Here is an 11,431-nt window from a genome sequence, read left to right as displayed (position 1 = left end):
ATAATTTTAGCAGACCCTCATCACATCTATCGATGCCACCACTAGAAAATAAAAATGCGGCCTTGTGCAGAGCATTTCCAGAAGTGTTAGCCGGGCGAACTCATTTTCGGGGCAGACATTACCTTAACAAACCTGTAACAACAATGCAAGCGTTATCAAAAAAGGAACTTGTACTTTTATTTCACCCTAAACGTTCTCGCTGGACAAGTCTGAACATTATTTCCCTTTCTGCGTAAGTACATGGAACTCAAGAATCTAGGATACTTTACTTCTGTTCCAGCACCTCTGCCGGAAAAGGAAGAAACCTAACAACGTTTAACAACTCCGGTTTAGTGTCAGGGGTTACCCGGATCACGACCAGGCCCTGGTCACGGTCAAGAGTTGATACGATACCGAGACCATCCCAACCTTCCACGATGCGATTCAGAAAATCGATGTTTTGGGTTTCAACGCGTAAAAAAACTTGATCACCGGGGTCAACCACGGTCATCCACCCTTCGCAGTATGTTGAAATATTGGACCGGCTCTTTAACGGGTATCCACACCCTTTGCTGGGCGTGACGGGCCCGCTCCAGGGGAACCAGGTCCATATCCAGTATCTCCTCTAGTTTCATCCGCAAGGACTCGAGCCCTGGGCGCAGGATCTCGATAACATCACCCACACCAAAAGGAGCTCTCTGTTCCACCAAGGCCAGCCCTTTTTCCGGCCAGTAATCCCTGACTATCCCGCAGAAGGCCACGGCTGCGGGTTTCGATAGTTTCAGCACATCCTGCCCGGCCACGGGCGGCCCCAGCAAGAACCCGGTAGTATACGGCCGGTTGGCGATTTTATTCAGCTCCTCCCACCATTTGTCTAAGTCACGTCCGGGGCTGCCTTCCATAACCGCCTCGATGGCTTCCCGGTAAACTTGAACCGTGGTTGCTACGTAGTGCGGGCTTTTCATCCTGCCTTCGATCTTGAAAGCATCGATCCCGATGTCTATCAGCTGCGGGATATACTCGATAAGACACAGGTCTTTGGAGTTGAGGATGTAGGTTCCGCGGTCATCTTCTTCAATCGGAAAGTATTCTCCTGGCCTTTTTTCCTCCCTCAAATAGTATTGATAACGGCAGGGATGAGCGCACTCTCCCCGGTTACCGCTGCGACCGGTCATGAAGCTGGACAACAGGCATCGACCGGAATAAGCAACGCACATGGCCCCGTGTACGAACACCTCCAGCTCCAGCTTCACCTTTTCCCGGATCTCTTTCAATTCTTCCAAAGTCAGTTCCCGAGCCAGTACTATTCGCTTTACTCCCAGGGATTCATAGAAACGGGCGGCCAGCACATTGGCTACGCTGGCCTGGGTACTGATGGTAACCGGGATTTCCGGCGCGTACCTTCTAGCCAGTTCGAGCACCCCGGGGTCCGACAATATTATCCCGTCGACCTTCAATTCTCGAAGAAAAGCCAGGTAGATTGCTAAGCGGCCCAGATCCCGGTTGTGGGCCAGTATATTGACTGCCACGTAAACCCTTTTTCCCTTAGCCCGGGCCATGGCCACGAGTTTTTCCATCTCTTCATCTGAGAAGTTACCAGCCTGGGCTCTGAGGCTGAATTCCCTACCCCCGACGTAAACGGCATCAGCCCCATAGAGAAAAGCAGCCTCCGCCTTTTCCTTATCTCCGGCAGGGGCCACCAGCTCCGGTTTCTTAATTGACATGCCAATCCCCCTGAAAATCAGCCACAGATACACACAGACCCGGCACTCAGTTCAAGTTCTAAATTCTTAGTGACTGCCATTTTTGAGTGCCAAGCGCTGCTGCCCCGCAAATTAAACCAACTGAGTGCCGGGCTGATTTACACAGATGTTTATAATTAGACGCAGACTAACGCAGAACAAAAAATTAAAATGAGCATGTGCTGAAAATATAACATATATAATGCTAAGCAAGGTATATGCTGTCAAGAATAGTAAAGCATATTATGCAATTATACTATTTATGTAACATATTAATAATTCTGTATATTAAGATATAAAATCTGCGTCACTCAGCGTCTAATAAATAATATCTGTGACCATCTGTGTTCATGTGTGGCTGTTCTTCGCCTGCAAGTGCTCCTCGTAGGTTCTGGAGAAGTAGTGGCGGCCATCCCCCACATACACGTAGTAGTAATAATCATGCCGGGCAGGATTGAGCACTGCTTCAATAGACGCAGCTCCAGGCGATGCAATGGGCCCTGGGGGCAGCCCCGGGTAACGGTATGTGTTGTAAGGGGAGTCCACCTTAAGATCCTCATAGGTCACTTGCTGCTTGTGCTGTCCCAAACCATAAAGAACAGTCGCGTCCACCTGTAACAACATGCCCTTGCGCAAGCGGTTCTCCAAGACCCCCGCGATTATAGGCCGCTCTTCGTCGATCTTGGCTTCCTTTTCCACCAAGGAAGCCAAAGTCACCACCTCGTACACCGTCCGTCCCTGCTGCCGGGCTGAGCTTTCAAACCTGGTTTTCCAGACCTGGTCAAACCGGGCCAGCATCATGTCCACGACCTCTCGGGCGGTTATACCCCGGGGCACCTGATAGGTGTCAGGAAACAAGAAACCCTCCAGCCGGTTATCGCGAGCCGGGATGTCCTTCATAAAAGAATAATTATACTCGCCGGTCAAGGCCTGTTTGTACTCGTCATAACCGCATATGCCTTTCTCCGCCAGCAGTTGTCCGATCTGGGCAAGGTCGTAACCCTCAGGGACTGTAAAAACCTGAGTAATTACTCGTCCCTTGACCAGGTCATCCACTAAATCCTGCACGCTTTGACTTTTGCTAAACCCGTAGGTCCCGGCTTTAAGTTTCTGGTCAACCCCGCGCAGCCGGCAGTATATAACAAAAACCGACTTGTCCCGAATCAAATCATGGCCCTTCAGTATCTCGGCTACATCGGAGGTACTGGCAGCAGGCGGAATCACGACTTCTATCGGTTCCTTGTCTTGCCGATCAACCGCCTCCAGCGACCACTGCAACTGTTGCCAGCCCAACCCGGCTAGGATAAAAACCGCGAGCACCAGCACCACTGCTATTATTCTCTTTTCGCCGACCACTCGCACTTCACTCATTTCGCCATCCTGACACTCGCTAAAAATGATTGTAGCTTCATTGCGCTGCTTCACTCGGCTCACTAGGGACTTCGGCCGAATTTGGCTGCGCTTGTTCCCCTGCCGGTGGGGATACCGGCTTTTGGTCTTCCTCTTCAGGTTCCGTTACCTCCGGCTGAGGAGAAACCGGAAGCGCTGGCCCAACCAGCGTTATCTGACTTAAGGGCTTGTATACGTCCCGACCCAAAGCTTCGCGGCGTACCACGTTCCCGGCCTCGTCGTAAAAAATACGGAACGAACGCACCGCATAGCCCCTCACCCCGGCTTGCTTTACTTTTTTTTCTCCAGGCGCCAGTCCTTTGTCGGGAACCTCAGTAACCGTAAAAGGAACGGTTTGATCAATCACTCGTTCCAATCTAATCCGCTGCTTGAAATAAGCCTGTCCGTAGATCTTCACGGTCATCTTGCCGCCCCCGGCCCGGGCCGCCAGGTAAACCGGCCCTCCGGTGTTGTTGTGAAAACGAAAATCCTTGCTACCATAGTTAACGGTGGCATCGAGCCCAACCGGCACGTAGCTAACAGCCACGCTGTGATTGTGACGCTCGACAATCTCCAACCCGGCTAGCAAACAAGCGTTATATAGAGTCGATACCACCTGGCACACGCCCCCTCCGACCCCGGGCGCAAACTGATCCCCGAGGATCACCAGGGCTTCTCGATACCCGGTCTTCAGCTCTCTCGGCCCAACCCTCCGGTTGAAAGAAAACTCCTGTCCCGCCGGAACCATAGCTCCGTTCAAGGCCCGAGCCGCGGTGGTCAGGTTGTAAGAACGGTCCACGTTGCTCGAATCATAAAAGGTACTATAGCTGGCCAGTTCAAGCACGTCTTGGAAATCTTCCGCCCGTATCTCGGGAGTCACCGCCTTACAAACCAAAGGGACCTCAAAACCGGCAGTATTGAGCGAGGTTGGGAGCTTCTCCAAAGTAGCCTGTATATCCAGCTTCTTGCCTTCCTTTTCTTTGACTATATTCAATGTACCGTTACTGTTTACCTTTACTTGGCAGTTCTCCGGCTGAATCTCAACCTGTGGCCGCAGGGATTCTAGCACACGGGTGACCTTTGCCCGGTCATATGTAATGGGTACCGGGTAAGTTCTATTGCCTTGCTGAGTCCGCTGAGACCATATCCTATTCCACCAGGGGGAATCTTCACCTACTGAGTAGCTCACCTCATCAACTACTTTCTGGGTCTCCACCCGCCCGCCTATTTCCCCCAAGTTGGTACGATAGACAAAGTCTCCACAAATAAAAGTTACGGGAATAGGTTCTATGCTCCTCAGCCATTCATCCAAGGCCTGCGCCGCACCGTCCCGATCCATCCCCCCCACAGATGCCCCGCCTATGTATACTCCGGGCGGGAAAAGGTCACTTCCGTAAACTGCCTGAAACCCGTAAAGCCCTAACCCTGCCAGTAACCCAGCAATCACGGTCGAGATTATCAGCCAAACCTTCTTCTCAGGTAACAACCCCTGTTCCCTCCACCAACCCTCGTCTATTTAGGCAATTGAAGAAGGCGGGTAAACCAACCCGCCTAAAACAATTCTTCGTCTTCTACTAGTTCTTGCCAGGCATCCGCTACCTTTTCCCACTCCTCATCGTCTTCGATATCGCATAGAAACTCGTTGCCGTCTTCATCCCGGACCGTCTTCATAATCCGGATTTCTACCTCAGTCTCCTCTTCTTCTTCTCCTTCTTCCCCTTCTTCATCCAGTGGTACCAGCACCTTGTAGTTTTCTCCTTCTAGCTCCAGCTCGGCGATTAGTTCAAACAGGTATTCGTTCCCTTCTTCATCCGTCAACAACACGGTCTCGATCTCATCTTCAAAGTATTCTTCTGACAAACGCTTCACCCCTTCTCAAGACTATTGACATTTTAATACTATCCCCCTGCAACTGTCAAACACTCCTGTTTGTTCCACTTCCGCCTATCCGGTCAAGATATCCCTGTAAGATATAAGCTGCCGCCAGCTTGTCCACCACCCGTTTCCGCTTGCGTCTCGAAGTGTCCGCCTCCAACAACACCCCTTGAACTGCCTTTGTACTCAACCTCTCGTCCCATAGCGTTACCTCTAAGCTCAGATGTTCCTTTAGTTCTTGCGCCAGTTTAGCCGACTGGGCAGCCTTTTCCCCCCTGCTCCCGTTCAGGTTCAATGGCAGACCCAAAACGATGTGCTCCACCTGGTAGGTCTCGCAAATCTGCCTGATGGCTTCGATGTCAGCTTTTAGGCTAGAACGCTGGATTGAGGTCAGAGGTTGAGCGGTAATTCCCAAAGCATCGCTTATTGCCACTCCTATCCTTTTTTCCCCGGGATCAAGTCCTAGTATTCTCATAAGCATGCTCCCTCATACAATCTTGATGCAAAAATCCGGGCAGTACCGACTGCAGTACCCGCAAAGGATACATTTCTCTTTTTTAACCTCCACCCGCCCCTCCTGTAACTCCAAAGCCTGGTAGCGACACGCCTCCAAGCAGGATCCACAGCCCCGGCACCACGATTCGATAAGGAGATTCCGGCCCTGCGCCCCTACAATTTCTTCTAACACCTGGTCGCGCCGTCCCTGTATCCAAGTCAAGTTAAGGTCTACTTCTGCTTTTGACTTCATCCCGACGGCAATCGCATCTATGTACGGGATGGAATTCACAAAACTCAAGGCTCGGTGTGCCTGTTGGCCCAGGTTCCCGCCCCCCAAAGCCTTCATCGCATACAATCCCTTACCTTTCTCACGGGCCAACGCCACAGCTGCCAGCATTTGCTCCCGTGACCCGTCCATAATGCCGAGCCCAGTCAGGTTAATAATAGGATGTATGACTTCGATCCCCTCGTTTTTAGTCCCTGCAACAACACCGCGCACCGAATGTGTAGAAATCCCTACCGCTCGCACCCACCCTTTTCTTCGAGCCTCGAAAAGAAACTCCAACGCCTCCCTGTGCCCGGCTAAGGTCAGCTCGTTCTCCTGTTCATGGAGTAAGAAAATGTCTACAGTTTTAATGCCCATTTCATCTCGAGCCCGGTCCAGGCTTTCCTTCATCCCCTGGCGAGTGTAAGCATAAGACTTGGTAGCGATCACCGGCTGCACCCGGGCGAGTTCTAAAGCCCGCCGTATGTAAGGATAGGTCTGATAAGCTTCAGCCGTGTCTAAAAAATTTATACCTCGGTTCAACGCATAGGCTATGACCTCCGCCCCTTCCTCCAAGGGCAGGTTTGCCTGTAACGGCCCGACGGTGAGTACCCCAAAGCAGAGCCGGGAAATAACCACCCCAGTTCTTCCCAGCCGTACGTACTGTAGACGGTCAGATTCCGAACTCATAGACAACCACCAGCAAAAAGCCCATGCCAGGCATGGGCTGTACCCTTTCTACTTCTCAAGATAGTTGGCAAACAATACTTCCAGTATTTCGTCTCTTTCCACTTTGCAGATAAGATTTCTAGCATCTTTATAACTTGTGATGTAAGCCGGATCCCCGGAAATCATATAACCGACCAATTGGTTGATAGGGTTGTAGCCTTTCTCCTTGAGCGCATTATATACAGCCTCCAGAATGGCTCTCACCGCTTCCTGTCCATCCTTGGGCCGCTGAAAACTGACTGTCCCTTCAGGCCCTTCGGGCATAATATCACCCCCTGAAGAGATATTTCAACATGCGAGCAATTCTTTCCTCTTTTTCCCCATCTCGAATTGTTGTTGTCCCCCTTTACGACGAACCGCAAACCCTATGACACCTTTCGGCGTCACTGTTGAGGAAGATTGACGTAACTCGCTCCAATCCGCAAAATCAACCAAAGTCAATCAGCGTTAATCTGCGTCTTATTCCTAAACTCAGAGACTCGCCTCGATTTTAGCCCGGGCTTCCTGTAAGGCTTCCCCAAGTTTTTCGGGAATCTTGCCTCCGGCCTGGGCCATGTCCGCCCGGCCCCCGCCCCCGCCGCCGACCACTTTCGCCGCCGCTGACACGATTTCGCCGGCATGCAGGCGGTCGGTCAGTTCCTTGGCAACGAAGACCACCAGGTTGACTTTGCCGTCCCGAGCCGAACCGAGTACCACCACCGCCCGGCCCAGTTTGTCCCTCAGCATCTCCCCGTTCTGTCGAAGCACAGCCATGTCTTGCCCGCTCATCTCTGCTACCAAGACTTTGACCCCATTAACCTCAAAGGCCTGCTGCAATAGCTCTGCCGCTTCCTGGCGGGCCAGCTTGTTTTTCAAGGCTTCGATCTCTTTTTCGCTCTCTTTCAGCTCCCGGCTCAAGCTTTCCACCCGTTGGGCCAGCTCTTGTGCTGGAACCTTTAGAACCGAGGCTGCTGTCTTTAACTCCCTCTCCTGGGCATTGAGATAATCCAAAGCCCTGGGACCGGTCAAAGCTTCAACCCGCCGAAGTCCTGCCCCGATGCTGCCTTCATTGATAATTTTGAATAGACCTATTTGCCCGGTGTTCTCGACATGGGTGCCACCGCACAACTCGATGCTGAAATCCCCGATACTGATGACGCGAACCTCATCTCCATATTTTTCACCAAAAAGCGCCATAGCCCCTTTCTGCTTGGCTTCTTCTAAAGTAGCGAGATCCACTTCTACCTTTTCCAGGTCCCAGATCTTGCGGTTGACAATATCCTCGATTGCCTGAATCTCTTCCTCGGTCAACGGCGCAAAATGGGAAAAGTCAAAGCGCAAGCGCTCCGGTTCGACCAAAGACCCCTTCTGCTGGGCGTGCTCGCCCACTACCATGCGCAGAGCCCTGTGCAAAAGATGCGTTGCCGTGTGGTTTCTGGCTGTGGCCAGTCGGCGCTGCTCGTCCACCTCGGCCTGAACCTCTTCGTTTTTGACCAGTATACCCTGCACCCGCCCGTAGTGAAGTATCCATCCGGCTACCTTTTTTACGTCATCCACGATAAAAGTGCCTTCTGAACCCTTTATGACTCCTTTATCCGCTACCTGCCCGCCGCTTTCTGCGTAGAATGGAGTCTGGGCTAGCACCAGTATGGCTCCTCCATCCCGGATGAGATCCAGTTCTTCGTCCCCGCTGATGATGGCCTGAATCTGGGTCAGAGTAAACAAACGCTGATATCCCTCAAAGTCGGTAGAAGGTATACCTTCCAGCATCTCGGCCAAGCGCTTCTCTTGGGCGAACGCGTCCTCTCCTTTTTGTGCCCTCCGGGCCCGCTCCCGTTGTTCTTCCATCAACCTGTTGAAATCTTCCTTATTTACCCCCAGGCCGTTTTCTTCCGCCATATCCTCGGTCAGATCTAAGGGAAAACCGTAAGTATCGTAAAGCATGAAGGCGTCTTGCCCCGATATGTCTTTTCTCCCCTCGGCCTGGCACCGTTCGATGATTTCGCCCACCTTGCGAATCCCCTCGTTAAGAGTAACAAAGAATCTCTCTTCTTCCATTCTTACAACCTTAGCCACGAACTCCTGTTTGTCCACCAGGTCGGGATACGAATCTTTCATCTTGTCGACTACAACCCCAACCATCCGGTACAGGAAAGGCGCCTCAATACCCAAAAGCCTCCCAAAGCGCACTGCCCGGCGTAAAATACGGCGCAAAACGTAGCCCCGTCCTTCATTGCTGGGCAAAACCCCGTCACCGATGAGGAACGTGCAGGCCCGGCTGTGGTCCGCTATCACGCGGAAAGGAAATCCCCCGGGCCCCCGATCATATTTCTTGCCTGTCATCTCCTCGATTTTTTGGATAATGGGAATAAAGAGGTCGGTATCGAAGTTACTATCAACACCTTGCAAAATGGAGGTAATGCGTTCTAGCCCCATTCCGGTATCGATACTGGGACGGGGGAGCGGGGTCAGGTTACCGGCTTCGTCCCGGTTAAACTGCATGAAAACCAGGTTCCATATCTCCAGCCAGCGGTCACAATCGCAGACACCCAAAGCACAGAGAGGGGCATCACAGCGATACTTCTCCCCGCGATCGTATATGATCTCGCTGCAGGGACCACAAGGCCCGGTATCGCCCATAGCCCAGAAGTTGTCTTTTTCGCCCATGCGCACGATCTTTTGCGGGGAAATACCCGCTATCTCTTGCCACAGTTCGAAGGCTTCGTCATCATCGGTAAAAATCGTTACCCATAATCTTTCCGGTGGCAACCCGATGACCCTCGTTAACAAGTCCCAGGCGTAAAAAATGGCTTCCCGCTTGAAGTAATCGCCGAAAGAAAAGTTTCCGAGCATCTCGAAAAAAGTATGATGACGGGCAGTTCGACCTACAGTCTCCAGGTCATTATGTTTGCCTCCAGCCCTGACACACTTCTGGGACGACGTAGCCCGGGTGTAAGGGCGTTTATCAATGCCCAAAAATACGTCTTTGAACTGGTTCATGCCGGCGTTGGTAAAAAGCAGAGTTGGATCATTGGCGGGTACAAGCGAAGAACTTTCGACCACGGTATGTCCGTTCTCGGCAAAGTAATCCAAAAACATCTTACGAATCTCGCTACTGGTCCGCACTGAAATCCTCCCTCGTTTGCACTTTTTCTAATTTTCTTCTATAAGTTGGGACATGTCAATTATTCCACCACTTTGTAAAAGAAAAAACTCCCCAGGATTTTAATAACCGCGGCTACAGGAACTGCCAGTAACATACCCCAAATACCGTAAAGTTCACCTCCAGCCAAAAGAGCAAATACAACAACGAGGGGATGCAGGCCCACTTTTCCTCCCAGGATGCGGGGCGAGAGTATACTAGCTTCTACCTGTTGTACTACTAGAATAATAAAAGCAACGTAGGCAGCCAGGCGCGGAGACTGCGCATAGGCAAGCCCCACTGACGGAATCGCTCCTAGAATTGGACCGAAATAGGGAAACAGCTCGGCTACCGCGCAAATCATCCCTATCAACAGCGCAAATTTCACTTTGAGGAGGGCAGCCCCGAGGCCGGTCATCGAGCCTACCAGGACAGCTACCAACAGATGTCCTTTAATAAACTCCTTCAGCACCCCGTCAATATCTCGCCCCAGCTTAATGGTGTCCTGCCGGGCACTGACCGGCAGGATATCGAGAAAGCCGTCTCTGATCTTTTCCCAATCTTTTGTCAAGTAAAAGGCTAAAATGGGTGCAAATATTATCGAGAGTATGCTGTGGGCGAAGTTAAAAATAGCCTCCAAAAACCGGCGAAACAAACCGTATAAATAGCTTCGCCCCCTCTCGACGGCTTCGTCAACCATTTGATCGATTGAGTCTGCATTGAAAGCCATGTTTTCCACCCGATGGGCCATCTGTTCTGCCTGGCCTACATAATGAGGAATAAGAGCACCTACAGCCCCCACTTCTCTCACCATCGCCGGCACCGCATAATAAAAGACGGCTCCGGCCACGGCTGCCGCGCCCAGATATACTAAGAGTATGGCGTAACTGCGACCGATTCCTATTCTTTCAATCCTGTGAACAACAGGAAACACCAGGTATGCCAGCACCACAGCAACCGCAAAAGGAGTCATTACCTGTCGAACCAGGTACAAAAAATAACTGGTGGCCAAGACCACCAGGATCATCACCGTATACCGTAAACGCCGGGAAGGAAAAAGGGACGACACGCTTCATCCCCTCCTGAAATTCAATAAACGTTCAACCCTCCTCGTCCAGGTATCATTTCCCAACCTCGAGGCGCGGCTTTTTACCGCCCGATATCAAAAGAATCGTTCAAGGATACCAGGCTACCGTCCTCGGCCACCTCATACAGGCTAATCTTGCCTCTACTAGTATTGAACTCGACAAAACAGTTCCAGCAGTAGTACTGGTCGTTCCCTACCTTGCCCACCTGCACTCCGCCACATACTGGACAATTCAACCATTTCCACTCCTTTCTTCGGATTCCACAACAACCATGTCCGACCCGTCAACCCGGATGGAGTTCATAGGTATTTCCTCCCGCCTGCCTGCCAGAAAATCTTGAATAACCCCACCCGAGATCTCAACCGCGATCGTCCCCTTCGTCTCTTCGTCGATGACCAGGTCACTAACCCTGCCGATCTCGCGTCCATCGCTATCGAAAATGGTTTCACCCATTTTATCCTTATATGATGATTTTCCCCTTCCTTGATACGGTTTTAAACCTGCACCTTCATTCAATAAAACAGCATCTTCCCCTATACTAAAGCCTTCCTGTTCGATAAATCCAACCTTACCGTTTTCTTCCTCGACCAGCAATCCTTTCAGGTCAAACTCTTCGATTACCAGGTCACACACCCTGCCCACTATCTCTCCTCTTGCCGGGACCACTGTAGGCATGCCCAGGAGGCTCCTAGCCTTCAACGTCTTCTCTCCCTTCGACCAGAGACGTTTATATTATTTCCCCTGG

General features: G+C 51.5%; 12 protein-coding genes. All 12 read right to left on the bottom strand.

What is annotated here, in order from left to right; translation table 11 throughout:
* Positions 1 to 265 precede the first annotated feature (265 nt).
* Positions 266 to 490, bottom strand: a complete 225-nt coding sequence (locus SLIP_RS01760) for a DUF4911 domain-containing protein (protein WP_148216489.1) — start codon at positions 488 to 490, stop codon at positions 266 to 268.
* On the bottom strand, positions 477 to 1,703 hold the full coding sequence (locus SLIP_RS01755) for a peptidase U32 family protein (protein WP_013174549.1): 1,227 nt from the start codon (positions 1,701 to 1,703) through the stop codon (positions 477 to 479). Before SLIP_RS01755 ends, SLIP_RS01760 begins: the two co-directional genes overlap by 14 nt.
* Positions 1,704 to 2,069: 366 nt before the next feature.
* On the bottom strand, positions 2,070 to 3,092 hold the full coding sequence (gene mltG / locus SLIP_RS01750; protein WP_013174548.1) for an endolytic transglycosylase MltG: 1,023 nt from the start codon (positions 3,090 to 3,092) through the stop codon (positions 2,070 to 2,072).
* A 37-nt stretch (positions 3,093 to 3,129) separates the two neighbouring features.
* Positions 3,130 to 4,596 carry a VanW family protein gene (locus SLIP_RS01745; protein ID WP_013174547.1) on the bottom strand — a complete coding sequence of 489 codons (1,467 nt, stop codon included), beginning with the start codon at positions 4,594 to 4,596 and terminating at the stop codon, positions 3,130 to 3,132.
* Between the two features lie 65 nt (positions 4,597 to 4,661).
* On the bottom strand, positions 4,662 to 4,970 hold the full coding sequence (locus SLIP_RS01740; RefSeq protein WP_013174546.1) for a DUF1292 domain-containing protein: 309 nt from the start codon (positions 4,968 to 4,970) through the stop codon (positions 4,662 to 4,664).
* Between the two features lie 55 nt (positions 4,971 to 5,025).
* Positions 5,026 to 5,460, bottom strand: a complete 435-nt coding sequence (gene ruvX, locus SLIP_RS01735; RefSeq protein WP_013174545.1) for a Holliday junction resolvase RuvX — start codon at positions 5,458 to 5,460, stop codon at positions 5,026 to 5,028.
* Positions 5,461 to 5,472: 12 nt separating this feature from the next.
* Positions 5,473 to 6,438: an aldo/keto reductase gene (locus tag SLIP_RS01730; protein WP_013174544.1), complete on the bottom strand. Its 966-nt coding sequence runs from the start codon at positions 6,436 to 6,438 to the stop codon at positions 5,473 to 5,475.
* Positions 6,439 to 6,486: 48 nt separating this feature from the next.
* The gene (locus SLIP_RS01725; RefSeq protein WP_013174543.1) at positions 6,487 to 6,741 is read right to left on the bottom strand and encodes an IreB family regulatory phosphoprotein; all 255 of its coding nucleotides are present in this window, start codon (positions 6,739 to 6,741) and stop codon (positions 6,487 to 6,489) included.
* 207 nt (positions 6,742 to 6,948) lie between these two features.
* Positions 6,949 to 9,582: an alanine--tRNA ligase gene (alaS, locus tag SLIP_RS01720; RefSeq protein ID WP_013174542.1), complete on the bottom strand. Its 2,634-nt coding sequence runs from the start codon at positions 9,580 to 9,582 to the stop codon at positions 6,949 to 6,951.
* A gap of 59 nt (positions 9,583 to 9,641) precedes the next feature.
* A complete protein-coding gene (locus tag SLIP_RS01715) occupies positions 9,642 to 10,667 on the bottom strand; it encodes an AI-2E family transporter (protein WP_013174541.1) in 1,026 nt (341 codons plus the stop codon).
* An 80-nt stretch (positions 10,668 to 10,747) separates the two neighbouring features.
* Positions 10,748 to 10,921, bottom strand: coding sequence for a hypothetical protein (locus SLIP_RS12685; protein WP_013174540.1), 174 nt, complete (start codon positions 10,919 to 10,921; stop codon positions 10,748 to 10,750).
* Positions 10,918 to 11,385 carry a PRC-barrel domain-containing protein gene (locus SLIP_RS01710; protein WP_013174539.1) on the bottom strand — a complete coding sequence of 156 codons (468 nt, stop codon included), beginning with the start codon at positions 11,383 to 11,385 and terminating at the stop codon, positions 10,918 to 10,920. Before SLIP_RS01710 ends, SLIP_RS12685 begins: the two co-directional genes overlap by 4 nt.
* Positions 11,386 to 11,431 lie beyond the last annotated feature (46 nt).

It is taken from the genome of Syntrophothermus lipocalidus DSM 12680 (genome assembly GCF_000092405.1).
Lineage (GTDB): Bacteria > Bacillota > Syntrophomonadia > Syntrophomonadales > Syntrophothermaceae > Syntrophothermus > Syntrophothermus lipocalidus.
The sequence above is the reverse complement of the archived record's forward strand: the minus strand, read 5'-3'. Positions and strand labels throughout refer to the sequence as shown.

Bases quoted from the DNA above. Each gene is read 5' to 3' on its own strand.
- SLIP_RS01755 (WP_013174549.1), bottom strand. From the start codon at position 1,703: ATGTCAATTAAGAAACCGGAGCTGGTGGCCCCTGCCGGAGATAAGGAA.
- SLIP_RS01730 (WP_013174544.1), bottom strand. From the start codon at position 6,438: ATGAGTTCGGAATCTGACCGTCTACAGTACGTACGGCTGGGAAGAACT.
- SLIP_RS01760 (WP_148216489.1), bottom strand. From the start codon at position 490: ATGACCGTGGTTGACCCCGGTGATCAAGTTTTTTTACGCGTTGAAACC.
- mltG (WP_013174548.1), bottom strand. From the start codon at position 3,092: ATGAGTGAAGTGCGAGTGGTCGGCGAAAAGAGAATAATAGCAGTGGTG.
- ruvX (WP_013174545.1), bottom strand. From the start codon at position 5,460: ATGAGAATACTAGGACTTGATCCCGGGGAAAAAAGGATAGGAGTGGCA.
- SLIP_RS01725 (WP_013174543.1), bottom strand. From the start codon at position 6,741: ATGCCCGAAGGGCCTGAAGGGACAGTCAGTTTTCAGCGGCCCAAGGAT.